Annotated in this window: 28 protein-coding genes; 18 read left to right on the top strand and 10 right to left on the bottom strand. The window is 72.6% G+C overall.

What is annotated here, in order from left to right; all coding sequences use genetic code 11:
* Positions 1-6 precede the first annotated feature (6 nt).
* From ACWENQ_RS09965 to ACWENQ_RS09950, 4 genes are all read right to left on the bottom strand, one after another.
* Entirely contained in the window at positions 7-825 is an 819-nt protein-coding gene (locus tag ACWENQ_RS09965) for a phosphotransferase family protein (RefSeq protein WP_452413657.1), read from the bottom strand.
* A 234-nt stretch (positions 826-1,059) separates the two neighbouring features.
* Positions 1,060-2,157, bottom strand: a complete 1,098-nt coding sequence (locus tag ACWENQ_RS09960) for a VanZ family protein (RefSeq protein WP_452413656.1) — start codon at positions 2,155-2,157, stop codon at positions 1,060-1,062.
* A gap of 197 nt (positions 2,158-2,354) precedes the next feature.
* Positions 2,355-3,521 carry a low temperature requirement protein A gene (locus ACWENQ_RS09955; RefSeq protein ID WP_452413654.1) on the bottom strand — a complete coding sequence of 389 codons (1,167 nt, stop codon included), beginning with the start codon at positions 3,519-3,521 and terminating at the stop codon, positions 2,355-2,357.
* A 155-nt stretch (positions 3,522-3,676) separates the two neighbouring features.
* Positions 3,677-4,204 (bottom strand): CGNR zinc finger domain-containing protein, encoded by a 528-nt coding sequence (locus tag ACWENQ_RS09950; protein WP_452413653.1) that lies wholly within the window; start codon positions 4,202-4,204, stop codon positions 3,677-3,679.
* A gap of 82 nt (positions 4,205-4,286) precedes the next feature.
* Here ACWENQ_RS09950 and ACWENQ_RS09945 point away from each other — a divergent pair, with 82 nt between their 5' ends.
* Both ACWENQ_RS09945 and ACWENQ_RS09940 read left to right on the top strand, forming a co-directional pair.
* On the top strand, positions 4,287-5,153 hold the full coding sequence (locus ACWENQ_RS09945) for an alpha/beta fold hydrolase (RefSeq protein ID WP_452413651.1): 867 nt from the start codon (positions 4,287-4,289) through the stop codon (positions 5,151-5,153).
* The gene (locus ACWENQ_RS09940) at positions 5,150-5,617 is read left to right on the top strand and encodes an HPP family protein (protein WP_452413649.1); all 468 of its coding nucleotides are present in this window, start codon (positions 5,150-5,152) and stop codon (positions 5,615-5,617) included. Before ACWENQ_RS09945 ends, ACWENQ_RS09940 begins: the two co-directional genes overlap by 4 nt.
* Before the next feature lie 7 nt (positions 5,618-5,624).
* Here the strand turns inward: ACWENQ_RS09940 and ACWENQ_RS09935 are convergent, their stop codons facing one another.
* Positions 5,625-6,137 carry an SRPBCC family protein gene (locus tag ACWENQ_RS09935; protein ID WP_452413647.1) on the bottom strand — a complete coding sequence of 171 codons (513 nt, stop codon included), beginning with the start codon at positions 6,135-6,137 and terminating at the stop codon, positions 5,625-5,627.
* Between the two features lie 33 nt (positions 6,138-6,170).
* Positions 6,171-7,514 (bottom strand): carotenoid oxygenase family protein, encoded by a 1,344-nt coding sequence (locus ACWENQ_RS09930; protein ID WP_452413645.1) that lies wholly within the window; start codon positions 7,512-7,514, stop codon positions 6,171-6,173.
* 443 nt (positions 7,515-7,957) lie between these two features.
* Here ACWENQ_RS09930 and lxmK point away from each other — a divergent pair, with 443 nt between their 5' ends.
* The 6 genes from lxmK (at position 7,958) to ACWENQ_RS09900 (ending at position 12,664) form a co-directional block, all read left to right on the top strand.
* Positions 7,958-9,046, top strand: coding sequence for a class V lanthionine synthetase subunit LxmK (lxmK, locus tag ACWENQ_RS09925; RefSeq protein WP_452413643.1), 1,089 nt, complete (start codon positions 7,958-7,960; stop codon positions 9,044-9,046).
* Positions 9,043-10,008 carry a T3SS effector HopA1 family protein gene (locus ACWENQ_RS09920; protein WP_452413641.1) on the top strand — a complete coding sequence of 322 codons (966 nt, stop codon included), beginning with the start codon at positions 9,043-9,045 and terminating at the stop codon, positions 10,006-10,008. Before lxmK ends, ACWENQ_RS09920 begins: the two co-directional genes overlap by 4 nt.
* A gap of 5 nt (positions 10,009-10,013) precedes the next feature.
* Positions 10,014-10,151: a hypothetical protein gene (locus tag ACWENQ_RS09915; protein ID WP_449921775.1), complete on the top strand. Its 138-nt coding sequence runs from the start codon at positions 10,014-10,016 to the stop codon at positions 10,149-10,151.
* Positions 10,152-10,225: 74 nt separating this feature from the next.
* Complete coding sequence (locus ACWENQ_RS09910) at positions 10,226-11,191, top strand: LLM class flavin-dependent oxidoreductase (RefSeq protein WP_452413640.1); 966 nt, start codon at positions 10,226-10,228, stop codon at positions 11,189-11,191.
* Positions 11,184-11,765, top strand: coding sequence for a flavoprotein (locus ACWENQ_RS09905; RefSeq protein ID WP_452413638.1), 582 nt, complete (start codon positions 11,184-11,186; stop codon positions 11,763-11,765). The genes ACWENQ_RS09910 and ACWENQ_RS09905 overlap by 8 nt, the downstream gene beginning before the upstream one ends.
* On the top strand, positions 11,762-12,664 hold the full coding sequence (locus tag ACWENQ_RS09900) for a hypothetical protein (RefSeq protein ID WP_452413637.1): 903 nt from the start codon (positions 11,762-11,764) through the stop codon (positions 12,662-12,664). The genes ACWENQ_RS09905 and ACWENQ_RS09900 overlap by 4 nt, the downstream gene beginning before the upstream one ends.
* Before the next feature lie 57 nt (positions 12,665-12,721).
* Here ACWENQ_RS09900 and ACWENQ_RS09895 read toward each other — a convergent pair whose 3' ends face one another.
* A complete protein-coding gene (locus ACWENQ_RS09895; protein ID WP_452413635.1) occupies positions 12,722-13,612 on the bottom strand; it encodes an LLM class flavin-dependent oxidoreductase in 891 nt (296 codons plus the stop codon).
* Positions 13,613-13,790: 178 nt separating this feature from the next.
* Between ACWENQ_RS09895 and ACWENQ_RS09890 the strand changes: the two genes are divergently transcribed.
* The 5 genes from ACWENQ_RS09890 (at position 13,791) to ACWENQ_RS09870 (ending at position 20,383) form a co-directional block, all read left to right on the top strand.
* Complete coding sequence (locus tag ACWENQ_RS09890) at positions 13,791-14,978, top strand: PucR family transcriptional regulator (protein ID WP_452413634.1); 1,188 nt, start codon at positions 13,791-13,793, stop codon at positions 14,976-14,978.
* A gap of 138 nt (positions 14,979-15,116) precedes the next feature.
* On the top strand, positions 15,117-15,695 hold the full coding sequence (locus tag ACWENQ_RS09885; protein ID WP_449921786.1) for an urease subunit beta: 579 nt from the start codon (positions 15,117-15,119) through the stop codon (positions 15,693-15,695).
* The gene (locus ACWENQ_RS09880; RefSeq protein ID WP_449921787.1) at positions 15,692-17,380 is read left to right on the top strand and encodes an urease subunit alpha; all 1,689 of its coding nucleotides are present in this window, start codon (positions 15,692-15,694) and stop codon (positions 17,378-17,380) included. Before ACWENQ_RS09885 ends, ACWENQ_RS09880 begins: the two co-directional genes overlap by 4 nt.
* A gap of 1 nt (position 17,381) precedes the next feature.
* Complete coding sequence (locus ACWENQ_RS09875; protein WP_452413632.1) at positions 17,382-19,055, top strand: amidohydrolase; 1,674 nt, start codon at positions 17,382-17,384, stop codon at positions 19,053-19,055.
* On the top strand, positions 19,052-20,383 hold the full coding sequence (locus tag ACWENQ_RS09870; protein WP_452413631.1) for an MFS transporter: 1,332 nt from the start codon (positions 19,052-19,054) through the stop codon (positions 20,381-20,383). The genes ACWENQ_RS09875 and ACWENQ_RS09870 overlap by 4 nt, the downstream gene beginning before the upstream one ends.
* Positions 20,384-20,437: 54 nt before the next feature.
* Here ACWENQ_RS09870 and ACWENQ_RS09865 read toward each other — a convergent pair whose 3' ends face one another.
* A complete protein-coding gene (locus tag ACWENQ_RS09865) occupies positions 20,438-21,283 on the bottom strand; it encodes a haloalkane dehalogenase (RefSeq protein ID WP_452413630.1) in 846 nt (281 codons plus the stop codon).
* A 91-nt stretch (positions 21,284-21,374) separates the two neighbouring features.
* On the opposite strand from ACWENQ_RS09865, the gene ACWENQ_RS09860 reads away from it, so the two are divergent.
* Together ACWENQ_RS09860 and ACWENQ_RS09855 are read left to right on the top strand one after the other, a co-directional pair.
* Positions 21,375-21,860, top strand: coding sequence for a MarR family winged helix-turn-helix transcriptional regulator (locus tag ACWENQ_RS09860; protein WP_449921794.1), 486 nt, complete (start codon positions 21,375-21,377; stop codon positions 21,858-21,860).
* Between the two features lie 89 nt (positions 21,861-21,949).
* On the top strand, positions 21,950-22,447 hold the full coding sequence (locus tag ACWENQ_RS09855; protein ID WP_449921796.1) for a hypothetical protein: 498 nt from the start codon (positions 21,950-21,952) through the stop codon (positions 22,445-22,447).
* A 9-nt stretch (positions 22,448-22,456) separates the two neighbouring features.
* Here ACWENQ_RS09855 and ACWENQ_RS09850 read toward each other — a convergent pair whose 3' ends face one another.
* Entirely contained in the window at positions 22,457-22,891 is a 435-nt protein-coding gene (locus tag ACWENQ_RS09850) for a hypothetical protein (RefSeq protein WP_452413629.1), read from the bottom strand.
* 71 nt (positions 22,892-22,962) lie between these two features.
* On the opposite strand from ACWENQ_RS09850, the gene ACWENQ_RS09845 reads away from it, so the two are divergent.
* Positions 22,963-23,619 carry a TetR/AcrR family transcriptional regulator gene (locus ACWENQ_RS09845; RefSeq protein ID WP_452413627.1) on the top strand — a complete coding sequence of 219 codons (657 nt, stop codon included), beginning with the start codon at positions 22,963-22,965 and terminating at the stop codon, positions 23,617-23,619.
* Here the strand turns inward: ACWENQ_RS09845 and ACWENQ_RS09840 are convergent.
* A complete protein-coding gene (locus ACWENQ_RS09840; RefSeq protein ID WP_452413625.1) occupies positions 23,585-24,268 on the bottom strand; it encodes a haloacid dehalogenase type II in 684 nt (227 codons plus the stop codon). The two genes, ACWENQ_RS09845 and ACWENQ_RS09840, sit on opposite strands and share 35 nt — an antisense overlap.
* A gap of 180 nt (positions 24,269-24,448) precedes the next feature.
* Here ACWENQ_RS09840 and ACWENQ_RS09835 point away from each other — a divergent pair, with 180 nt between their 5' ends.
* Together ACWENQ_RS09835 and ACWENQ_RS09830 are read left to right on the top strand one after the other, a co-directional pair.
* Complete coding sequence (locus tag ACWENQ_RS09835) at positions 24,449-24,679, top strand: hypothetical protein (RefSeq protein WP_354915768.1); 231 nt, start codon at positions 24,449-24,451, stop codon at positions 24,677-24,679.
* Positions 24,680-24,681: 2 nt separating this feature from the next.
* Positions 24,682-25,161 (top strand): Clp protease N-terminal domain-containing protein, encoded by a 480-nt coding sequence (locus tag ACWENQ_RS09830; protein WP_452413624.1) that lies wholly within the window; start codon positions 24,682-24,684, stop codon positions 25,159-25,161.
* The last annotated feature ends 260 nt before the right edge of the window (positions 25,162-25,421 follow it).

Raw genomic sequence — 25,421 nt, 5'->3', positions numbered from 1 at the left:
CGGGTGTCAGTCGAGAAGGTGGAGAACTCGTTCGGCCTGACGTTCCAAGGTGCCTGCGGGGTTGTGGGGTGTGGCCGGCCCATCGGGGCCGAGCATGAGGAACCACCCCAGCGCGAACAGGCGGCGAAACCCGCGTACGCGTTGGGCTTCCCGCTGGGTCAGGTCGACGCAGGCCAGCAGCCGCTCCGCGTCCAGGGTGCCGTCGACGCGGGAGATGTGCTCGGCCACCTCGCCGAGTTCGAAGGCGCGATCGCTGCGTCCGGAGTCTTCCCAGTCGATGAGCCGCACCCGATGCTCATCCCACAGGTAGTTGGCGTGGTTCCCGTCAGCCAGGCCGAGGACGGGCGGCAGCGGGTTCGTGGCGAGTTCGTCCGGGACGGAGGAGGCAAGCCATGCGGCGCCCGCTCGGAACGCCTGCCGTACCGCAGGGTCCTCGCCGAGGTCGGGTTGCTTGTCGGCCCAGGCGCGGACTTTGCGCACGGCGGCGGCAGGCCCCCACGCGGCCGGCTCGACCGCCTCGACCACGCGAATGGGGATCTCCTGGTGCAACCGGTTCAGAGCAGCGGCCATCGCGCGGATCTGTTCATCGGTGGCGTGCTGACCGCGAAGGACGCGTCCGGGCAGTCTGGTCATCACGATCGCGGGAGGACAGCCGTCGAACTCGGCGCGGACGGGGCTGGGCGCGAGGCCGGGCGCGTGTTCGGCGAGGAGCGTGAGCGCCGCCCATTCCCGGTGAGGTTCTCCTCGTCCCCAGGATGTGTATCGCTTGGTCACGACGTCGTCGCCGAGTTCGAGGTCGTGCGTGCTGAATCGGTCAGCCGTCATGCGCCTGCTCCGCCCCTTCTGCCGCCGTGCGGGAGGAAGGTTCGCCGCCGCCACCGAGGCCGCGCGCGACGCTTCCACGTCCCGTGCGGCGCACTGCTCACCGCCGCTCGTTTCCACCGTCCAACAGGCACGAAACCCGAGCGGTCCCAGCGCAGGTCGGGTCGGCGCTGGAAATTCTCGCGCTCGTCTGGATCGCAGGGAGCCTACTGGTCCAGATTCTCGCGTTCACGGGGATCAGCGCGGGGCGGTGGCGGGTGTGCGGGCGGCGGCTCGGGTGACGATGCGCGTGCGGGTCCACCGGGCCATGACGCCGCGGCGTTCCAGTTCCAGGACGACGAGGAGGCCGAGGGCCGGTACGGCGCTGCCGACGACCGCACCCGCGAGGAGGGCGAGGTACGGCGCGCCGGAGCGGGCGAGGCGCCGGAGCGCCGGGGCGGGCCGTCCGGTCTGCGCGTCGCGGAACGTGACGTGTACGGACGCCCGGCCCGGTGTGGCGCCGTCCTCTCGCGCCGCCGGGATGAGGATGAAGATGACCAGCCCGGTCACCGCGTACGACAGGCCGGGCAGGAGGTCTCGCAGGAGGGCGTCGGCGGGCATCGGGCCGCCGGTGAGAAGCCGGTGGGCCTGGACGGCGAGCAGCCCGAACAGCGGCGAGGCGAAGAACCACACCACGCCGTCGAGCAGCATGGCGAGTGTCAGCCGTCCGATGGTGGGCGGCGCGAGGTCCGGGACGGGCGCCGGCCACGGATCCGGCAGCAGCCGGGCGGCCGGGACTCCCAGTGCCCAGCCGAGTCCGGCGCCGGCCGTGTTGATGATCAGGTCGTCCAGGTCGAACAGCCGATACGCGCAGGGGTAGAGGCCCCACAGGCCGGTGAGCTGGGTCAGCTCGATCGCCAGCGAACCGGCGAAGGAGATCAGCAGGGTGCGCGGCAGGCCGAGCCGCTGCCGGTAGCGCAGCAGGAAACCCAGTGGCACGAACAGGGCGACGTTGAACACGATCTGCAGCATCGACCTGCTGTACAGCGCGGCGAACAGGCCCTGCCCGGCGTTCTCCCTGATCACGTCCTGGACGCTCGACAGCGGCTGCCAGCGCGGCGTCGCGAGGCTCTGCCGGATCGCGCAGAAGTCCGGCGTCACCTCGGGCAGCGGGAACAGGGTGAAGGCCACCACGCCGCAGGCGTACAGGACGAGCATCGCCGTGACGAACCCCGACCATCGCCCGATGCGCCCGAAACGGCCGTACTGCCGGGACACGAAGGGCAGCAGCAGCAACGCGATGGCCAGCGGGGCGAGCAGCAAGGCGATTTTCGCCTGGGTCAGGTAGATCTCCACAAGGGGCGGAGTCTAGCCAGAAAGGACATATCACCCTAAATTCCGCATAGACCGCATCCGCCCCACATGTCCTCTGCCGCCGTGCTCGCCCGTTCGTCGACGCGACCGCGCCGAAGACGCACGCCGTGCACGGGGAAGCGGGGCGCCCGAGAGCCCTCGCCGCCGCACCCGGCCGGGGCGGCGGCGAGGAGACGGGGTCAGGTCACCGGCTCCGCCTGTGAGCGGCGGAAGACGCGCGTGTCCCAGACGGCGACGCCCGCCAGCACCAGCAGCCCGGCGACGGTCAGCGCGAGCGGCGGGACGGCGGGCACCAGCAGCCCCACGACGACCATCGCGCACAGCACGCCGATCGCGACGATCCGGCCGGTCGACAGGGCGCCGAACACGGCCCGCTTGAACATCGTGTGCCCGGCCAGGTAGAGCACGGGCCCGCCGAGCGCCATCAGCACGGTCCAGGGGCTGGAGTGCCCGCCGGGGTGCGCGATCACCAGTTCGTCGCCGACCGCCGAGACGATGATGCCGGCCACCATCGGGATGTGCATGTAGGTGTAGGCGGAGCGTCCGAGGCGTCCGGGGTCGTCGGAGCTCTCGATGCGTTCCGCGGCGAGGTCGGCGGTGAGGTCGAAGTACACCCACCACATGGCGATGCTGCCGAGCAGGCAGACGGCGAAGGCGACGAACGTCAGCGCGTCGGTCCTGGCGTCGGCCAGCGTGGTGCCGGTGACCAGGATCGACTCGCCGAGCGCGATGATGACGAACAGCTGGCAGCGCTCCGCCATGTGCCCGCCGTCGATCGTCCACTCGGTGGTGGTGGAACGTCCGAGCCCGGGGGTGCGGAAGCCGGCCGCCGGCGCGCCATAGTCGATCAGCAGCGCGACCACCCAGAGCGCCGCCTGCGCGGTGCCGCCGAGGATCGCGCCCGCGATCCAGAACAGCGCGGAGAGGGCGAACCAGAACCCGACCCCCAGGAACACCCGTTGCAGCGCGTGTCCGCGGGTGAGCAGCGCGACCACGATGGTACGGCCGATCTGGATCGCCACGTAGGCGCACGCGAACCAGATCGCCCGGTCGCCGAACGCCTCGGGCACCGCGGCCGCCATGACCAGGCTGGCCAGCATGAGCCCGGCCAGCGTGAGTCTGATCACCGGGTGGTTGGGGTCGCAGAAGTTGGTGGTCCACGCGGTGTACATCCACGCCCACCACACGGCCAGCATCAGGAACAGCGTCTGCAGCGCGCCCCCGGCTGTCGGGTGTTCGAGCAGGAGGTGGGACAGCTGGGTGACGGCGAAGACGAAGACCAGGTCGAAGAAGAGCTCGAAGGGGGCGACCCTGGGGCCCTCCGCGTGGAGGCGCAGCACGCTCATCGGGGCGTGACGCCTTCCTGGCGGGCGCCGCGGGCCCCGGCGGCGGGCTCGGGCGCAGGCGTCTGCGATAAGGAGTCAGGCCCGGCGCTGCGCCGGACATCGATCAGGAGCGACATGCGGCACACCTTAGTGACACCGGCCCCCTGATGTTCGCGTCAGGCCTGTCCGGAAGCCCGCTGGCGCTGGTTGTAGCGGCCGACCTTGGCCCGGTTGCCGCACACGTCCATCCGGCACCAGCGACGGCTGCGGTTCTTGCTCACGTCGAGGAACCACAGCACGCACCGCGGGTTGCCGCAGGGCCGTACCCGTTCGGGGCGCTCGCCCAGCTCGCGCACCAGGTCGGCGGCCGCCGTCCACGCGGAGTGCCAGGACGGGTCGTCAAGCACCAGCTTCTCGTACGGCCCGCCGTCGCCGATCTGGGGCCGCCGGCCGCCGTGGGAGAGCACGGCGTTGAGCGGCGCGGAGCCGCGCCCTTCGAGCTGGTCGCGCATGGCGGCCCTGGCCTGTGTCAGGCGGTCGCGGACCCGCTCGAGGTCGTCGCCGCCGGGCAGGTCGTGGTCGGCCAGCCAGGCCAGCACCCCTTCGGGCGTGTCGAACTGGTCGACGAGCGCCCCGTTCTCCACCCAGACGGTGTCGACCAGGTCCAGCCCCAGGGGCTCGTCGCGGAGCGGCCGGATCCTCAAAACTAACCCCTCAAGATGAGTTGACCGGTTAACGTCAGCCATGCTATCACTTAACCATCAAACCTCGTTTAGGGAGTTAATGATGACGATCTCGTACCGCACCGCGGTGATCGACGGGCTTGACGTCTTCTACCGTGAGGCCGGGGACCCCTCGGCGCCCACGCTTGTCCTGTTGCACGGCTTCCCGACCTCGTCGATCGCCTACCAGGAGCTGATCGCCGAGCTGGCCGACGAGTTCCATCTGATCGCGCCCGACTACCCCGGCTACGGGCACAGCTCGGCGCCCTCCGCGCAGGACTGGGAGTACACCTTCGACCACCTCGCCGACGTGGTCGACCGGCTGCTCGACTCGATCGGCGTGACCCGCTACGCCGTCTACGTGCACGACTACGGCGCCCCCGTGGGCTTCCGTCTCGCGGTGCGCCACCCCGAGCGGATCACCGGCATCGTCACCCAGAACGGCAACGCCTACGAGGAGGGCCTGACCCCCTTCTGGGAGCCGATCAGGGCCTACTGGGCCGAGCCGTCCAAGGAGAACGGCGACGCCCTGCGCGGCCTGCTCACCCGGGACGCCACGCACTGGCAGTACACCCACGGCGTGCCCGACACCTCGCTGGTCAACCCCGACAAGGAGGCCTTCGACCAGGCGCTCCTCGACCGGCCCGGCAACCAGGAGATCCAGCTCGCCCTGTTCCTGGACTACGGCACCAACCCGCCCCGCTACCAGGAATGGCAGGACTACCTGCGCACCCACCAGCCGCCGCTGCTGGCCGTCTGGGGACGCAACGACGAGATCTTCGGTCCTGACGGCGCGCGCGCCTTCGCCCGCGATCTCAAGCAGGCGCGCATCCACCTGCTGGACGCCGGCCACTTCCCGCTCACGACCGAACTGGAGCAGAGCGCCGCCCTGATCCGCGACTTCCTCCGCTCGCTGCGAACCTCGCTATGAACGGGGTCCAGCTGAAGAGCGTGCTGACGGCGACCTTGGCCGCCCTGGCCGGGTTACTGCTGCTGGCCGCCGTCACCAGCTTCACCGGGCTGGCGCTGTTCGCGCTGCCGTTCGCGGCCACCGCCGGGATCGTGGCGCTGGCGCCGAGCGCGCCGTTCGCGCAGCCGCGCAGCATCGTGCTCGGGCACGTCAGCGCGACGGTCGTCGCGCTCGCGCTCACCGCGCTGGCCGGCCCGTCGGTGTGGACGGCCGCGGTCGCGGCGGCGCTGTCCACGGCGCCGATGATGCTGCTGCGCGCTCCGCACCCGCCGGCCGGCGCCACCGCGGCGCTCGTCGGCCTCACCGCCCCCGCGCCGCTGTTCCTGCTGAGCCCGGTGGTCACGGCCAGCGCCGTCGTGATCGCGGGCGGCGTGGTGCTCGGCCGGATCCTGCCGGGCCACCGCTACCCGGCCTCCTGGCGGTGACGGCCGGTCACAGTCGCGGCTCGTCGGTGCCCAGCTCCGCCGTCCTCTTGAGGTCGGTGCCCAGCTCCGCCGTCCTCTTGAGGTCGGTGCCCAGCTCCGCCGTCCTCTTGAGGTCGGCCAGCCAGGCACGGATCGAGGCGTCGAGCGCCGCGCGCATGCCCTCGGGGTCGGCCTCGACGGGGGCGCCCGCCCAGGACTCGCGGGTGCGCACCAGCACCCCGCCGTCCACCGGCTCGAACGTCCAGACGTGGACCCCGTCGATGCCGTGGGCCGGGCCGCCCCAGACGATGCGGCGCCGCGGGACGAGTTCGGCGACGGTGGAGCTGATGCCCAGGCCGTGGGTCTCCCAGTCGAAGACCGCGCCGACCGCGAGTTCCTGTCGCAGGGCCGCGGTGTCGATGCCGGTGTTCCAGGTGGGCCAGGCGTCGATGTCGGTGTGCAGCCGCCAGACGTGGTCGAGCGGGGCGCGCACGAGGGTCTGGTGCTCAACGATGACGGGGGCCTGGAGGTCGATGTCCATGGGGGATCCTTCGCTGTCGGTGATGGCGGGGTGTCAGTTGTCGGCGATCCAGGAGCCGTGGATGCCCGCCACGACCCGGCGGGGCAGGTGCACGGTCGCCACCGGCGCCCCGCTCAGGTCGGTGGCGTCCAGCACCAGCAGCTGGGAGGCGTCGGCGTGCAGGTCACTGACGACGGCCAGCAGGTAGCCGTCGTCCTCGCGGGTCGCGCCCTGGGCGGGCACGAAGACCGCCTCGCTGGGCAGGCGCCCGTCGCCGACCGGCAGGATCTGGCGGCCACCGGTGGCCCGGTCGTACTTGACCACCCCGTAGCCGCCCACACCGCGCTCGTCAGGGAAGGAGACGGCGTAGTGGTAGCGGTGCTCGCGGCCGAGCAGGTCGTCGTTGATCGTCGGGAACTCCACCACCAGGTCGTCGACGACCTCCTCGGCGACCGTGCCGGCACGCAGGTCCACGGTCCACCGCCGGGTCAGCGACCGCGAGTTCGGCACGACGCCACGTCCGGGCAGGCCCGCCCACCACTTCCATGACTGCTCGAAACCCGCGCGGTCCATCGCCGGGCCCTCGACCACGATCCGCCCCTGGGCGTCCTCGTAGGCGTTGGCGGTGTGCAGCAGGTTGCCCGGCTCGACGTCGAACCACCGCACCTTCGCGGCTCCACCCTTGCCACGCGGCATCACGCCGATGCGCGTGGCCTGGGCGTCGCTCCACGCGTACGGGATGCCGGAGGTCTCGGTGTGGTCGAAGGTCACCGACCCCTCGACGAACACCACGAAGTGCTCGGTGATGGCGAAGTCGTGCTTGAGGGAGGCCGTCGCCCCCGGCACCTCCTCGCTGAGCACGATCTCGCCCGCCGCCGAGGCCACGTGGTAGGTCAGGTAGGGCGGGAACGGCGAGGAGCCGAAGAAGTGCAGCTCACCGGTGACCGGGTCGCTCTTGGGGTGCGCGGTCATCACCGTGGTCAGCTTGCCGGCGAAGTCGTAGGCGCCGACGGTCTCCAGCTCGGCGGTCAGCTCGAACGGGTAGTTCGCCTCGCACAGCGCCAGCAGCTTGCCCGCGTGCTCGATCACGTGCGTGCCGGCCGTGCTGGCGGTCAGGTCCGGGCCGCTCTCGGTCATGTACGGCGCGCCGTCCAGGGCGGGGGTCCGCACCCAGCGGTTGCGATACCACTCCGCCCTGCCGTCGCGCAGCCGGATGCCGTGGACCATGCCGCTGCCCTTCCACCAGTGGGTCGGGGTCACGCCGGGCTTGGGGTTGTGGCTGTTGCGGACCAGCCGGCCGTTCAGCTCGACCGGCAGGCTGCCCTCGACCACCAGGTCACGGGCGGTGATCTCGTCGACGTGGGGGGCGTAGTGACCGGTCAGGTAGGGCGTGTTCACCAGGTGCGTCCTTTCAGCGGGCGACGGTCGCCGCCAGGAGGTGGGGGCCGCCGCCCGGCGCCGAAAGCACCATGGCGACAGCTCCTTTCGCTAGTTAGAAGCTATAACTAAAGTATGCAAGCATCACCGAAGGGCGTCAACCGGTGCCGAACACGCTTGTGCCCCGGCACAACGGGCTCGCGCGCCTCTCGACCGCTTCATCCGACGTGACCTGCGAAAACCCCCGTCGAACGCCTGCCTTCGTCCCAGCCACCCGCGACCGCGGTCGCTCCCAGCACGGCATGAAGTCGCCATCTCGATGCCTTGATGGCCGTCAGGAGACCGTGATGAGGTCATGTTCCGTCGGGTTGATCGCAGACGTCCCTTCCGATGACGGGGAGACGGAACCATGCACAGGAAACGCGTACGGGTTGCGCCCTCGGCCCCTGTCCCGGGAGCCCGCGATGGCGGTACGTGAGCGGCCGACGCGGCCGCCGGTGCCGCTCGACCAGGTGCCCGAGGTCACGGCGTTCCTCCGGAGGCTCGGTCTGGGAACGCTGCGGCAGGACGCGGTCACCGCGTTCCTCGGCCGCAACGACAGCTGGGCGGGCGTGACCGACGCCGGTGTCCCGGTCTTCGTGAAGAAGACCCTCGGCCAGGCGGACCTGGTCCGCCGGAAGGTGACGCGGTCCAGCGCGATGAGCACGCTGCTCGACGGGCATGCGGCGATCAACGCGCCCAGGCTCCTGGGCGGCGACGCCGCGTCCGGCCTGATGGCCTTCACCCTGCTGGAGGACGCCCGCAGCGGAGCCGACCTCGCCGCCGAGGACGCCTTCACCTGGGAGCTCGCCCGCGCGGCCGGCGTCCAGATCGGAACGCTCCACACCCTCCAGGCCCCGCCGGCGGTGGCCGAGGACACCTCGGAGCCGCCGCTGCCGCCGCTCGGCCGCCTGTCGGCGCTCCCGCTGAGCGTCTACGCGGCCGCGAGCGGGGCGGAGCTGGAGGCGTGGGCGATCCTGCACAACGACCCCGCGGTCGTCGACGCGATCAACGAGCTGTCCCGGTGGGAGAAGCGCGCCCCCCGCGTCCTGATGCACTGCGACATCCGGCTCGACCAGTTCCTCCACCACGACGGCACCCTTCACCTGACCGACTGGGAGGAGACCAGGCTGGCCGACGCCGCGCGCGACGTGGGCGCCTTCGCCGGCGAGTGGCTCTACCGGGGCGTGCTCGGCATGGCCGGCAGTGACGACTTCGTGAGCGACCGCGAGGTCGTCGCCAACGGCGCCCGCCGCTTCGAGGCGCTGCGGCCGTCCGTCGAGTCCTTCTGGTCGGGCTACCTCCAGGCCAGGCCGGAGGCGCGGGCCGACCACGAGCTGGCGGCCAGGGCGGCGGGCTTCGCCGGCTGGCACCTGATCGACCGCGTCATCGCCGCCGGCCACCAGCGCGGACGGCTGTCGCCGCTGGAGCGCGCTGCGGCCGGGGTCGGGCGCGGGCTCCTGCTCGACCCCGCCGGGTTCGTCACCACCCTGGGCCTGGGAGGCGGGCGATGATGCGGGCACTCGACCGGGTGCGCGTCGGCGCGGACCTGACCTCGGCCACCGTGGACGACCGCGAGATCACCGCCGGCAGCCCCAAGGCGCTGCGCGCGGCCCTGGCCGACGCGCTGTACGAGGCCTTCCACACCGGAGGCGCGCCCAGGGAGGGCCGGCCGCGCCGGCTGTCCCGCGACCCCGGCTTCGAGCACGCGCTCCGCGCGATGGTCCCGCACAGCGGCACCCGCGTCCTGGCCCCCGTGGAGCCCGGATCACCCGGGGTGGTCCGCCTGAACGGCGTGCGCGTGCTGGTCCCGGAGGCGCGGTTCGACGCCTCGGCCGACGGCGGGCTGTCGCGCTGGGTCACCCTGCCGGCCGTCATGCCGGCGCTGTCGCCCGGCTTCCTGCTGGTCAACGGATCGCTGGGGCACGGCATGGAGGAGGGCGTGTGCGTGCGGGTGTACGCCGGAGCCGACTCGCCCGACGCGGCACCCGGGCTGTGGGGCGCGATGCTCGCCCGGCTGGAGGAGCTCCGGCTGCCCTACCGGGCCAAGGTGCTCTCCGCCCGGGCCCACTACCCGCGCCGCGACAGCATCGTCGTCTACCTGGGGCGGCGTTCGTGGCATGCCGTACCGGACGTCGCGCGGGCCGCGGCCGCGGCCGGAGGGCTGCGCCGCGACCTGTCCGTCTACGTCGCCGAGCTCGGCCCCGGCGTCGGCTGGGCATGGGAGCCGCGCGATCCCCGGCCGGGGATGCGCGGGCTGAGCTTCGGCGAGCACCGCTCCCACGCCGTCGCCGCCGGGCTGCTGGCCCACGCCGAGCGGGGCGGCGACCGGGAGCACGCGGTGATCGAGGCGCTGCGGGACGCGGGGGTCGTGCCCGGCGCGGTCCACCGCAACCTCGGCTCGCCGGTGCTCCCCTTCGAGACCTCCGGGCCCGAACCCGGGCCCGGATCCCACGCGATCCAGGAAAGGAGGTGAACGACATGTCGATCGAGACCCTCATGAGGGGTGCCGACGCCTACACCTCGCTGTCCGAGGTCGCGAAGGCCTCGGATGGTGGCGACTACATAGACATCATCATCACCAGTTTGTGCACGCTGACCCTCGACGGTGGTTGCTGACGTGATCGCCGTGGCGGTGTCGTGGGCCCGCGACACCGCCTCGGATCGGGAGTGACATTCACCGAGGAGGTTTCATGGCTCCCGCGCTGCTGTTCCCGTTCCAGCCCGCGCATCCCGACGTGGTCGTGCCCTTCGGGGAGCTGGTGGCCGGCGGCCTGGCGAGCCGGCTCTGGATGGGACAGTCCGTGATGGCCGAGTCCCACCAGACGATCGCCTACCTGGCGGGCCGGGGGATCAAGGTGGCGTCCGGGCTGAGCGTGACGCTGATGCCGTTGCGCCACCCGATGGAGGCGGCGGCGCAGGCGCGCAGCCTCGCGGTGCTCACCGGCCGGCCGGTGGTCGCCGGGTACGGCGCCGCCACCCCCGAGCTGGTCAAGGCGCTGCGCGGCGCGCCGTACGAGAGGCCCGCGACGGCCGCGGCCGGGTACGCCGAGGCGATGCGCGGCGTCCTCGACGGCGGGGTCTCCCGGCACGCCTGCGAGGCGTGCGTGGCCGGCGGGGCGCTTCCCCCGATGAAGCACGCGCCCGTCGAGGTGGGTCTGGGCGTGCTGCGCCCCGGCATGGCGCGCAAGGCCGGCGCCGTCGCGGACGTCGCCATCACCTGGATGACGCCGCCCGCCTACGTGCGGGACACGCTGATCCCCGCCCTGTCGGAGGGCGCGGCGGGGCGCGGCTCGGTGCCCCGCGTCGCGGCCGTCGTGCACGTGGCGCTGGCCGACGCCGGCCGCGACCCGCGCAGGCTCGCGCTGGCGGGCGCGGGGCCCCACCTGCGGGCCCCCCACTACACCGACATGCTGAGGCGGGCCGGGGTGCCCGCCGACCCCGCCGACCCGGACGCCGGCGCCGCGGCCCTGGTGGAGTCGGGGGTCTACGTGTACGGCACGCCGGAGGAGGTCGCCGAGCGCCTGCGGGACTACCGCGAGGCGGGCGTCGACGAGATCGTGCTCAACCCGGCGGGCGTCATGCGGACCGAGGGGTACCAGGCCGCGCTGGCCGACGCCGATCAGATCCTCGGCGCGATGGTGGACGCCGATGAGTAGCGTGCCGCCCTTCCGCGCCGAACGCCTGCTCGTGCTCGCCACCGGGTCGCTCGGCGCCGCCTTCCTGCCGTACTGGCTGAACTGGCTGAGGCACGGCTACCAGCAGTTGGACGTCCGGGTGGTGCTGACCCGAAGCGCGGAGCGCTTCGTGACCCGGCAGGCGGTCGCCGCCATCACCGGCAAGGAGGTGCCGCTCGACGTCTGGCCGGACACCGCGGAGCCGGGCTCGCCGCACGTGGAGTACGCGACCTGGCCGGACACCGTGCTGGTCCACCCGGCGACCTACCACTTCCTGAGCCGGTTCGCCAACGGCCTCGGCGACACGCCCGTGCTGCTGGCGCTCCAGTGCACCTCCGCGCTGATCGGGATCGCGCCGGCCCTGCCGCCCGGCGCCACCGGCTCGTACGCCTACCGGCAGAACCTCGCGGCGCTCGAGGCCCGGCCCAACGTCGTGGTCGCCGACCCCGTCCCGACGCTGAGCACCCACACCAGGAACCGGGACGGCCTGGGCGCCGCCCCGCTCTCCACCCTGATCGAGCAGGTGGAACGGCTACGCGAGGAGAAGGGTTCATGAGCGAGACGGTCGAGTCCTTCGGCTCGGGCTTCCTTCGCACCACGATCGTCAGGAACGGCGAGGACGGCTACGTGTGGACCCGGCGGCCAGGACCCGATCGGCGTGACGCGATGCGGATGCCCGATCCCGCCGTGCTGGCGGCCGTCCGGGGGGTGCCGCCAGGACGGGTCAGACTCACTCTCCCCGTGCGCGGCGACGGCGCCGGGATGGCCTACCGGACCGATCAGGCCACCACCCTCGCGGGTGTCTTCCGCAAGGGACACCCGGACGTGGCGCGGATCGCCGCCGACACCCTCGCGGAGACCGGCGCGACCCTCGCCCGGCTGCACGCGACACCCCTGCCACCGGCCGACCTGCGGCCCCCTGAGGGCCCGCGGCGTTTGCTGTCCTGGTTGCGGAACGGGGAAGGGCCCCGCGCCGCGCCGGAGCTGCGCCGGCACGCGGCCGAGATCCTCGGCCCGACCCGGACCGCCACGGTCGCGGGGTGGTGCGCGCCGGAACGGCCGCGCGCGCTGCTGCACGGCGCCCCCAGCCTCGGCGTTCTCCTGCCGCTGACGCCGGACCACGACGGCGCCCTGCTGACAGGGGAGAACCTGAGCGCCGGCGCGCCGGAGTCCGACGTCGGCTGGCTCGTCGGGGAACTGGTGGAGTTCCGCGAGCTGACCGACCGGTTCGGCAACGGCGCGCTGGACCACGACGCCCTCATCCGCCGCGTGCTGGACGGGTACGCCGCCCCCCTGGACCTGGCCGCCGTGGGCAGGAGCGCGACGGTGCGCTTCCTGAGCCACGCGCACGACTTCGCCGCCTACCTCCAATGGCACGACATCCTCGTGGACTACCTCAGGATGGTCGCCGACGTGATCGACGCGGCGGAGGCCGGGCGGCTGGTCCCGAGCTGACGGCCGACGTGATCGTCCTGCTGCCCGGGACGCGGCGGAGTGCCGAAGGGACGCGTTTCAGGCGAGCAGAGCGCGCGTGGCGGGGACGACCTCCCGAGCCCACCGCAGGAGCTGGGTGGCGTCGGGGTTCTCCGGCCAGTAGACGAAGGTGTCGAAACCGGTCTCGGTGGCCAGGTCGGCGAGCACCTGTGCCCATTCCTTCGCGGTGGCGCGGATCGGGGTCTCGCCCTCCAGCCGTACGGCGGCGCCCCGGGTCTCGGTGATGTCGCCGACCAACTGCGCCATCCGCGTGATCGACGCCGGGTCGCGCCCGGCGTCGCGGGCGGCGTTGTCGATGAGGTCCTGGGAGGGGCGCCACTTCTCGTAGGGCAGGTAGTGCGGGATCGGCGCGGCCCAGCCGTCGGCCAGCCGTCCGGTCAGGGCGTGGGCGCGCGGCCCGACGCTGCCCACCCAGATGCCGACCTGGTGCGCGGGGGCGGGGCCCGCGTGCACGCCGTCGACGGTGTAGTACTCGCCCTTCACCCGCACGTTCTCGCCCGGCCGCCACATGGCGCGGATGATCTCGATGCTCTCCTCCAGGGCCCGCAACGCCTCGGGAGAGGTACGGGACGGCCCGCCCATGGCGGTGATCGCGGGCCAGAAGGCGCCCGAACCCAGCCCGAGTTCGAACCGGCCGCCGCTCAGCAGGTCGAGGGTCGCGGCGGTCTTGCCGAGCATCGCGGGACCGCGCAGGGGCAGGCTGGCCACGTCGGGGAAGACCCGCAGCCGCTCGGTCTCGGCCAGGACGGTGGCCATCAGCGCGAAGGCGTCGGCGTGCGCGGCGGCGTACGGGTGGTCCTGGACGCCGAGCAGGTCGAGTCCTTCCTGGTCGGCGAGCCGGGCCAGGTCACGGATGGCGTTGATGCTCGCGGCGTCGGGCGCGAGCTGGATACCGAACCGGGGCGTCACGTCAGCCACCTTTCTGCGGCGCTCCGGGGAGCGACACCGATGATCTCGGGAATTCTAGTTTCCGGTCGGCTACAACAAAGCTCACCTCCGGTCCGAATCCCGGCACCCCGCCTGATGTTTGCCGCATTGCATGACAAATTAGGACAAAACGCCATATGGCGGTGCTGATAATGGGCGCATGCACAACCCCCCGAACGTCGACGGGCGGGACGACACCGGCGCACCGGCCTCCGAGGAGCTGCGCGCGCTCGTCCGCGACTGCCTGGACGACGTGGACGAGCTGGTCAGCCGCTACATCCCGAACGTCGCCACGCTCGACGGCTACGAGGGGACGGTCTCGGCCGAGGAACTGCGGGACACCGCCCGCGCCTGTTTCGAGCTGTTGCTGCGGCTGATCGGCGGCCTTCCGGTGAGCGACGACCTGCGCGAGGTGCCGGCCCGGCTCGGCCGCCACCGCGCCCACCAGGGCGTGCCGCTCGAGCGGCTGTTGCAGGCGGTGCGCATGGACTTCCGGGTGCTGTGGACCGCTTTCCTGGAGCGCATCTCACCAGCGGACCTGCCCGAGCTGACCCGCTCGGCCGTACGGGTCTGGAACGCCGTGGAGTTCCACACCGTGAACGTGCACGCCGCCTACCTCGACGAGGTCGCCGTACTCGCCCGCCGCCAGGAGCGCGAGCGCACCGCGCTCGTCGGCAGGCTGCTGTCGTCCGACGGCCGCGATCCGCAGCTCGTGGCACAGGTGGCGACCCTGCTCCAGGTCCGCGCGACGTCGGGGTTCGCGGTCGCGGTGGCGCCGCAGGAATTCCAGCAGGACCTGCGCGGCGCCGTGGCGTCGCGGCTCACCGCCGGCGTCACCCACCTGCAGGACCACAACGGCTTCCTCGTCCTGATCGCCGAGCTGCCGCGCGCGGCTCGCGCGGTGCCGTCCCGATGGCTGCACGACGTGCCGTGCGCGCTCGCGCCGGTGGCGGCCGGGCTGTCCGGCGTGCCGGACATGGTGCGGGTGGCCGAGGCGATCGCCGCCACGATGGACGGCGGGGCGACCGGCGCCGTCGCGCTGGGCGACGCGTGGATGCCGGTCGCGGCGGCCCGGCTGGGCCCGATCGCCGGGCTGCTGGCCGAGTCGGTGCTGTCCGGCCTGGACCCGCTGCCGCCGTACGAGCGTGACCGGCTGCTGGAGACGGTGACCACGTACTGCCGGTCGGGCTCGATCGCGGCGACCACACGCGAGCTGTACTGCCATCGCAACACCGTGCTGAACCGGCTGAACCGGTTCGCCGAGCTGACCGGCTACCAGCCGACCAGCCCGGTCGACGCGGCGACCGTGCTGTTCGCCCTGCACTGCGCGCGCCATCGCGCCCCCTGACCCCCGGTTGTGCAGATGCACACCTGCGGCGCCGCATGACGGAGCGTTTCGTCATTGTTCGTGCATGGTTCATCGCGCATTGTGTTGTGCATGCCCTAAGCCGGCCGCTCCGCCGGCCACGATTTCGGGGGACCATCCATGCATCTCACTCCACGCGAGCAGGAAAGGCTGACGCTCTTCGCGGCCGCCGAGCTCGCCCGACGGCGGCTGGCTCGCGGCGCGCTCCTCGGCGCGACCGAGTCCATCGCCCTGGTGTGCGACGAGATCCTGGAAATGGCCTGGGACGGCACGCCGCTGGAGACCATCCTCAAGCGCGTGCCGGGCATCATCCCGCCCGACCGGCTGCTGCCGGGCGTGGCCGAGGCCGTCCCGAGCCTCCAGGTGGAAGCGCTCTTCCCGCACGGCTCCAGCCTGGTGCACGTCGCCGAGCCGTTCGGCCCCGCGGACCCCACGGGGCCCGGCGCGGTGCTGGCCGCCGGGGACCACGTCGAGCTGGCTCCCGGCCGCCCGCGCGCCGCCCTGGAGATCGCCAACACCGGCGACCGGCCGATCTGGGTCTCCTCGCACTTCCCGCTGGAGGAGGCGAACGCCGCGCTCGCCTTCGACCGCGACGCCGCCCGCGGCCACCGGCTGGACATTCCCGCGGGAACCGCCGAGCGCTTCGCGCCCGGCGAGAGCCGTACCGTCACCGTCGTGGCCCGGGGAGGGACCCGATGACCCGGATGTCCCGGCGCGCGTACGCGTCCCTGTACGGCCCGACCACCGGCGACCGGATCCGGCTCGCCGACACCGGCCTGTGGGTGGAGGTCGAGGCCGACGACACCGAGCCGGGCGAGGAGCTCCTGGGCGGCTGCGGCAAGACCGCCAGGGACGGGCTGCTCGTCACCGGCCGCGCGCCCCGCGACAGCGCCCTGGACATGGTCATCCTCGGCGTCGTGGTCATGGACCCGCTGATCGGCGTCCGCAAGACCAACATCGGCATCAAGGACGGCCGGATCGTCGGCATCGGACGCGCGGGAAACCCGGAGGCCACCGACGGTGTGGAGCTGGTCGTCGACTCGCACACCGCGATGATCACCGGCGAGGGGCTCATCGCCACGCCCGGCATGGTCGACTCCCACGTGCACCTGTCCAGCCCCGAGGTCGTGCCCGCCGCGCTGTCGGCCGGCGTCACCTCCCTGGTGGGCATGGGGATCGGCGGCGTGTGGGACGTGGGCGCCAACCCCGCCTACAACCTGCACACCCTCATCGAGGCCTGGCGTGACACGCCGGTCAACGTCGCGTTCCTGGCCCGCGGCTCGTCGTCCTCGCAGGACCTGCTGGAACGGGCGGTGCTCGCCGGAGCCGGCGGATTCAAGATCCACGAGGACTGGGGGGCCACCCCCCGGATCGTCGACACCTGCCTGGGCGTCGCGGAGGCGGCGGACCTGCCCGTCGCGCTGCACACCGACACGCTCAACGAGTCGGGCAACCTCGCCGACACCCTCGACGCCACGCGGGGGCGGACCGTCCACGCCTACCACGTCGAGGGCGGCGGCGGGCACCCCGATCTCCTGGAGATCGTCTCCCAGCCGCACGTCCTGACCTCCTCCACCACGCCCACGCTGCCCCTGACCGCCGCGACCGTCGCCGAGCTGCTGCCCATGACGCTCACGGTCCACCGCGGCCACCACGGCGTGGACAGCGATCTGTCCATCGCGGCCGGCCGGGTGCGCGAGCACGCCATCGCCGCCGAGAACGCCCTGCACGACCTCGGCGCGATCAGCATCGTCAACTCCGACTCGATGGGCATGGGCCGGATCGCCGAGACGGCGCGCCGTACCTGGCAGGTGGCCCACGTGCAGGCCACGCTGGCCGGACAGACCGGCCCCGGCGTCGTCAACAACGCCCGGGTGCTGCGGTACCTGGCCAAGATCACGCTCAATCCGGCCATCGCCCACGGCATGACCCCCGACGTGGGGTCGCTGCGGCCCGGGAGCATCGCCGACATCGTGCTGTGGCGGCCCGTCACGTTCGGCGCCCAGCCGGAGCTGGTGCTCAAGTCGGGCTTCGTGGCCTGGGGGCTGTCCGGCTCCGGCTCGGGCTCCACACGACTCACCCAGCCCCGCGTGATGAAGCCGTACTTCGGCGGGCTCGGCGCGGCCCCGCGCCGGCTGTCGACCGTCTTCGTCTCCGGGGCCTGCCTCGACGACCGCGCCGCCCGCGCGGCCCTGCCCTCCGGCATCCGCTACACCGCCCTGCGCGACAGCCGGGGACTCACCTGCGACGACATGGTCGCCAACAGCGCCGTGCCCGACGTGCGCGTCCCGACGACACCCGACCCCGTGCTGGTGGACGGCCGCCCGGTGGACATCCACCACGCCGCCGACCTGCCGCTGACCCGCCTGCAGAACCTGGCCTGACATGCTCGATCTCAAGCTGCGCAACGCCCGCATCCGTACCGTCGACGACCTGCGGCCACGCGCCCGTACCCTCGGGGTGTTCGCGGGACGTGTCGTCGGCCTCGACGACGCGGTGGAGGACCTTCCCGCCCGCACCACGCTCGACTGCTCGGGAGCCGTCGTCGTCCCCGGGTTCGGTGACGCCCACAACCACATGGCCTGGTTCGGCCAGTCCCTCGGCGAGCTCGACCTCGCCGGCGCGGCCACGCTCGACCAGGTGTACGACGCCGTCGCCCGCCGCGCGGCGGGACTGCCCGCCGGCGCCTGGATCGTCGGCTCCGGCTACGACGACACGGTCATGGGCGCCCACCCCCACCGCCACGGGCTGGACCGGGCGGCCGGTGGGCGGCCGGTATGGCTGAAGCACCGCTCCGGCCACATGTGTGCGGTCAGCAGCGAGGTGCTGCGGATGGCCGGCGTGCTCGACGGCACCGCGCGGGAGCCCGACGGCGGCGTGGTGGTCCGCGATCCCGGCGGCGCGCCGACGGGGCTGCTGCAGGAACGCGCCCAGAGCCTGGTGTCCGCCCTCGTCATGCCGTACCCCGTGGCCGAGCTCGCGGAGGCGATCTCCCGGGCGAGCGCCGTCTACGCCGCCGAGGGCCTCACCCACGTCGTGGAGGCGGGGATCGGCCTCGGCCTCATCGGCCGCAGCCCGGTCGAGGCCGTCGCCTACCAGATCGCCCGCGAACGCGGCGGCCTGCGCACGCGGGTGGAGCTCATGGTGGCCGCCGACAACATGCACGCGCTGCGCGCGCACGCCGACGACGCCATCACCACCGGGCTCGACCTCGGTCTGCGCACGGGCTTCGGCGACGACCGGCTGCGGCTCGGCCCGATGAAGATCTGGCTGGACGGCTCGCTCATCGGCAGGACCGCCGCCGTGTCCGAACCCTTCTGCGGCCACGACCACGCCGCAGGCGTCTACCAGGACAGCCCCGACGACATGCGCCGGCTGATCGTCGCGGCGCATCGGGCCGGCTGGCGGGTCGCCGCCCACGCGATCGGCGACAGCGCCGTCGACCTCGCTCTCGACGCGTTCGCCGAGGCCCAGCGCGCGGCGCCGCGCGCCGACGTACGGCACCGCATCGAGCACTCCGGCGTCGTCCGGCCCGACCAGCTCGACCGCTACGCCGAACTCGGCGTGGTCCCCGTCCCGCAGGCCCGCTTCCTGTACGCCGTCGGCGACACCATGGCCCAGGCGCTCGGCCCCGACCGCACCCCGTGGATGTACCGGCACCGCTCCTTCCTCGAGCGGGGCATCCGAGTCCCGGGCAGCTCCGACCGGCCGGTCGCGCCGGGAGCGCCCCTGCTCGGCATGCAGTCCATGGTCGAGCGTCTCAGCAACACCGGCGTCGTGCTCGCCCCCGACGAACGGGTGACCGCGGAGCAGGCGTTGCGCGCCTACACCCTCGACGCCGCGTGGGCCAGCCACGACGAGGCCAGGCGCGGCAGCATCAGCCCAGGCAAGTGCGCGGACTTCGTGCTGCTGTCCGACGACCCCGTCGAGGTGGACAGCGACCGGATCGGCGCCATCGAGGTCATCGCGACCTTCGTGGACGGTGCCTGCGTCCACGGTGCCGACGCCATCGCGGCCGGCACGACAACGACACTCCCGCCCGCAAGGAGTCACCCATGAACACACCCCGCCATGCCGCCGCCGGACCTCCGCCGGGCACCTCTGTCGTCGTGACCGGCAAGGACGCGGCCCGCGTCGCCTTCGCCGCCTTCGTCGGCACGGCCCTGGAGTGGTACGACTACTTCCTCTTCGGCACCGCCGCGGCCATCGTCTTCAACCGGCTGTACTTCACCACGCTCGACCCGACGGCCGCCACCATGGCCGCGTTCGCGACCTTCGGCGTCGGCTTCGTGGCCAGGCCGTTCGGCGCCCTCATCTTCGGCTGGCTGGGCGACCGCATCGGACGGCGCCCCGCCCTGCTGATCACCGTGGTGATGATCGGCGTGGCGACCGGCTGCATCGGCCTGCTGCCCACCTTCGCGGCCGTCGGCGTCTGGGCGCCCGCGCTGCTGGTCCTGCTCCGGCTGCTCCAGGGCATCGCGGTCGGCGGTGAGTGGGGCGGCGCCGTCACCCTGGCCGTGGAGCACGCGCCGCCGGAGAAGCGCGGCCGCTACGCCGCCATGCCGCAGATCGGCTCGCCCGTCGGCACCCTGCTCTCGTCCGGCGCGTTCGCTCTGGCGCTGCTCGTGCCGGAGCAGCAGTTCGACTCCTGGGGCTGGCGCCTGCCGTTCCTCGCGGCCTTCCCGCTGCTGGCGATCGCCTTCTACATCCGCCGCAAGGTCGAGGAGTCGCCGCTGTTCGACCAGCTTCTCAAGCAGGACGAGCGGGCCAAGATCCCGGCGCTGGAGGTCCTCCGCACGGGGTGGCGGCGGCTGCTGGTGGCGATCGCCTCGGCGCTCCTGGGCATCGGCGGCTTCTACATCCTGACCACCTTCGTGATCAGCTACGGCACCAGCCAGCTGGGCATGTCCCCCGGCCTCATGGTCGACGCCACCCTGGCGGCGGCCGTCGTCGAGATCGTGGTCATCCTCGTCATGGGGCGGGTCGCCGAGCGTATCGGCCCCGGCCGGGTGACGCTGTGGGGCGGTCTGCTCGGGGCCGTGTGCGCCTTCCCGCTCTTCTGGCTGATCGACACCAGGAACCCGGTGGTGATCGTGCTGGCGGTGGCGGCCGGCATCGGCGTGGTCTCCATCGCCTACGCGGTCTCCGGCGCGCTGCTCACCGAGCTGTTCCCGGCCCGCCTGCGCTACAGCGGGGTGGCCCTGGCCTACAACCTGGCGGGCGCGCTGACCGGCTTCCTGCCCTTCATCGCGACCGCGCTGCTGAAGACCAGCGGCGGCGCCTCGTGGCCGGTGGCCCTGCTGCTGGCGGGCCTGTCCCTGATCACGGCGCTCGGCGGGTTCCTGGGCGAGCGGCTGCGTGTGAAGGACAACGTGGTCACCGGCTGATCCCGCGTGCCGTATGGGCGGACTTCCCCTGATCGGGAGTCCGCCCGGCCTCGCCTAGCGGAGCGCCCAACGGGTGATCGCGGCCGCGATCGCCTCGGGCTGGTCCTCTGTGGCGTGGTGGCCGGACGGCCCGATGTGCTCGATCTCCAGGCCGGCGATGTTGTCCTCGCACCAGGCGGCCACCTCCGGGGTGATGAGAAGGGTGGGCGAGGAGTCGAAGGTGAGCAGCAGCTTGGGCACCTCGGGGCTGGCGGCCAGCCAGGCGTCGTAGGCGGTGACGCGCTCCGCCACGTCGGCGGGTTCGCCGTCGAGCGGGAGCGAGCGGGCCCACCGCAGCACCGGCCGGCGGCTCTCGCGGGTGGGGTAGGGGGCCAGGTAGGGGGCCAGCTCCTCCGGGCTCAGCGGGGTGAGGACGCCGCCGGTGTAGGCGGTCTCGATGAAGAAGTTGCGGTCGAGGACCAGGTCCTCGCCCTTGGGTGAGCGCATGGCCTCGGCGCGGTCGCGGGGGCCGTCGGCCAGTTCGCTCCAGGACATGGGGCGGACGATGGTCTCGAAGAAGGCGACGCCGCGCACGCGCTCGGGATGGCGTGTGGCGTGGTCGAAGGCCAGGGCGCCGCCCCAGTCGTGTCCGACGAGCACGACGTCCGGCAGGTCGAGGGCGTCGAACCAGGCGTCCAGGTACCGCGCGTGGTCGTCGAAGGTGTAGGCGATGTCGGGCTTGCCGGACCGGCCCATGCCGATCAGGTCGGGGGCCAGCAGGCGGGCGGGCCCGCCGATCGCCGGCAGGACGTTGCGCCAGGAGTGGGACGAGGACGGGTTGCCGTGCAGGAAGACGATTACTGGGCCGCTGCCGGTGTCCTCGTAGTGGATGGTCGAGTCCAGGACGTCGATGGAAGGCATGATCGCACCAATCGTTAGTGTGGCAAACGTTTATGACACGAACGAATTTATATCGTTAGGGCGACTAACGCAAGGGGCTACGATCGTCGGCATGACCACCAGCGACATGCGGCATCACGGCGACGACCCGGCCACCCCCGCCCGGCTGCGGCGGACACCGAGCCGGCTGCTGTCACTCGCGGCTGCGCACGCCGACCGGCTGGTGGGCGCCGGGCTGGCCACCGCGGACGCCCGCAAGTGGCACTACGCCGTCCTGGCCGCCCTCCAGGAGTCAGGCCCGGCCAGCCAGGCCACGCTGAGCCGCCGCACCGGCATCTACCGCAGCGACCTGGTCGCCGTCATCAACGAACTCGCCGAGCGGGGCCAGGTCGACCGCGCCCCCGACGCGAACGACCGGCGCCGCAACGTCATCACCCTGACCGACAAGGGCCGCGACCAGCTGAACCACCTCGACACCCTGCTCGCCACCCTCCAGGACGACCTGCTCGCCCCCCTGGACGCCGCCGAGCGCGAGCAACTGGCCGACCTCCTCACCCGCCTGATCGCCCACCACTCCCGGACCACCGACGACACCTGATCCCAACGGAGCGACTTTCGCACACATGAGCGAATCCACTAGGCTGCCGCCTGCCAGAGAAGGCGAGGCGACAGCAGCCGGAGGATCGCTTGGGGATCTTGTACGACTACTACCGGGCGGCCGGCAGGCAGGCCGCCGTGGCCGACCCGGACAGGGGCCGCGCCATGGCCGGGAGCCCCGCCTTCGACGCGGTCGAGGCCAAGGGGATCGAGCCGGCGACCGTCCTCGGACAGCTCGTCGCGCTCATCAGGGACGTCCCGTTCAGCGTGGATCTCGTACGGACGACCACCCTCCATCCGCCGCCGGAGGCCGGGCCCCAGAGTCTTGAGGAGTGGGAAGCGCTGCCGGAGGACTCGCCGTACATGGAGGGGCCTGGCATCGAGGAGCTTGCCGCCGACGTGCGTGACACGCTGGCCGGCGTTCCCGACGCCCGCCTGGCGGACCTCGCCGAGCGGTGGGGGCGGATCGAGGAGTTCTTCACGCCGCCCGACACCGGTTACCTGGTCACGCTGATCGGGGAGCTGCGGGAGCTCGCCCGGCGAGCGCAGGCGGACGGGCAGCTCATCTACTGCTGGTGGTGCCTCTAGAAACGGGGCTCACCGGCTGGCGGCGAAGGGGGACCACCGCGCGCACCGCCGGGCTGGCGGTGCGGGCCGGGCTAGGTCCAGGGCCAGGTCCAGGTCGACGCCGGTCGCGGTGCGCAGCCGGCGACGGTGCTGGGCGTCCAGGACGGCGAGCGCCGGATGCCCCGCGTGCGCGTCCAGCAGGAATCTCGCCTCCGGCATGGCGGCGGCGATCTCGCGCCAGAGCTGTAACAGAGCGGCGCGCATGTCGCGCGGCCACTCCTCCAGCACGGCGTCGAGGCGGGCGTCGAAGGCCCGGTACCAGCGGCGCTGCACCTCGCGCAGGAACTCCTCGATCTCACCGAACTCGGCGGTCACCTCCGCCGCCAGCGCGGCGGGCACGACCGGCTGCCCCGTCGCCGCGACCTCGGCCAGTACGGCATGGACCAGCTGTTGACGACGGCGCACCCGATCCCATGACATGGCCTCGACCTACTCTGTGTCGGTGACATACACAGTGTATGTCGTATGCTCGGCGCATGTCATCTGTCAAGGGCCGGCGGGAGCAGTACGCGCAGGAGACCCGGTCCGCTCTTCTCGAAGCGGCCCGGCGCCGCTTCGCCGAGCAGGGCTTCGCCGGGACGGCACTTGAGGACGTCGCGGCCGACATCCAGGCCACCCGCGGCGCGGTCTATCACCACTTCGCGAACAAGACGGCGCTGTTCGAGGCGGTGCTCGACAGGCTGGAGACCGAGATGATCCACCGCGTGATCGAGTCGAGCGCGCGGGCCGACGACCCCTGGCAGGCGGCGATGGCGGCCGTTGAGGCGTTCCTCGACCACTGCTGCGACCCCGACTACGGGCGCATGGTCTGGCAGGAGGCGCCCCGCGCGCTGGGACTGCAGCGGTGGAAGGAGTACGAGGAGAAGTACGCCTACGGGCTGATCGGGCAGCTCATCCGGGGCCTCATGGACAGCGGCGAGGTCCCGCCGCTGCCGCTGGAGCCGATGACCCGCATCAGCTTCCACATTCTCGGCGCCGCGGGGATGGCCCTGGCCGAGGCCTCCGAGGCGGACAAGCCTCGCGTCAGGGACGAGTACTCGCGGGCGATCCGGCATCTGCTGAACGGCGCCCGCACCGCCAGGCCGGAGACCGGAACGGTCACCCGCCCGTCCACATCGCCGCCAGCGCCATGAGGTCGCGGGCCGACACGCTGGGGGCGGTCATCACGCTCGGGTACGGCGTGCCGCGCCGGTCCAGCCAGGCCCCGGCCAGGCCGGCCCGCATGGCGCCGTCGACGTCCCAGGGATGCACCGCGACCAGGGCCGCCTGTTCGGGCCGCACCCCCGCCCGGCCGACCGCGTACTCGTAGGCGGCGCGCGCCGGCTTCCAGACCCGGGGGCCGCTCACGTCCAGCCTGGCCTCCACCAGGTCCAGCACCCCCTCGCGAGCCAGGATCCCCTCGGTCGTCGCGGCGGCGCCGTTGGTCATGGTGAGCAGCCGGATGCCGCCGTCCCGCAGCATCCGCATGCCGTCGGGGACGTCCGGATGCAGCCGCAACTCGGTGAAGGCGCGAAGGATCCGCTCGATCGCCGCGTCGGCGTCGATGTCCCGGCCGGCGAGCAGGCCCCTGAGCACGTCGGCGGCGATCGCGGCGAACTCGGCGTACCCGCCGGCCGCGGTGAGCGCGAACCCGTCGCGCAGCACGCTCGCGAACCAGGTGGCCACGACGTGCCCCGGCAGCCCGACGTCCTCGAAGCGGGCGCGCAGCGGGTCCATGTCGGTGAGCGTCTCGTTCACGTCGAAGATCACGACATGCGGTCTCGTCCGCGGTCCGTCGGTCATGGCTCCTCCTCCGGGCGAAGCGAGCGGGCCGCCGCCCTCGCGGCGGCGCGCGGGCGAGCGCAGGCCCACGTCAGTCCATTCCCGGTACGGCGCGCGGCGTCACGAAGCGGCGGGCGGGGCCCCACCCGAGATAAGCAACTCGCGTTGACTAGCCCATCTTTGTCAACTAGAGTTGCTTACATGTCCGGTGCCGAGATTCCCTCATCCCAGGACCCCGCCGACGCGCTGGCGGCCGTGGCGGCGTTGCGGCGCCTGGCCGACCAGATCGAGGACGCCGCCGTCGAGCAGGCCATGCGCGCCGGCTGGAGCTGGCCGCAGGTCGCCGAGGCGCTCGGCGTCACACGCCAGGCCGTCCACAAGAAGCACGCCAAGCGGCTCATCGCCGCGGGCGTCACGCTCAGGAGACGCTGACGATGTCCACCTTCGACAAGTACCTTCAAACCATCATCGAGAACGGCGCGGTCGAAGCCCACGCCGACAGGTCGGCCACCATCGAGGCCCACCACCTCCTGCTGGCCATCGCCGGCGAGCCGGAGAGCGCCACCCGGCAGGCGCTGACCGAGGCCGGCCTCGACCGGCAGGCCATCCGCGACGCGCTCGACCGGGAGTTCGAGCACAGCCTGGGCGGGGCGGGAGTGTCCCTGGCGTCGTTCGACCTTCCCCGGCCGAGCCCCGCCGCCAAACGCCCGACGCAGCTGGGGGCCTCGGCCAAGCTCGCGCTCGAGCGGATCGCCCGCTCGCACCGCAAGAAGGACCTGCGACCGGCGCACCTGCTGCTCGCGATCCTGCGGGCCGAGGTCGGCATCGTGCCGAGGGCGCTGGCCATGGCCGGCGTCGACCGCGCCGGCCTGCAAGACCGCGTCCTGCAGACGCTCACCACCGAGACCACCTGACCGGCAGGCGCGGCTGAGGCCGAACGGCCGCTCCGGCGGGCCCTTCCGCCACACCGCCTGACGCGCCACGGGCCGAACCGGCCCCCACACACCCTCGGCGCTTTCGCATTCTCGGCATCCCCTGCATCCCGGCAACCGCATCTCCGCAACCGCATCCCTGGTATCCCGCACGCGCGCATCACGCCGCATCCGGCATCCCGCACGCGCGCAACACCCGGCATCCGGCATCCCGGCCATCCGCGTCGCCCGAAACCTCGGAA

It is taken from the genome of Nonomuraea sp. NPDC004354 (assembly GCF_053602555.1).
This window is presented reverse-complemented; position numbering and strand designations above follow the sequence as displayed.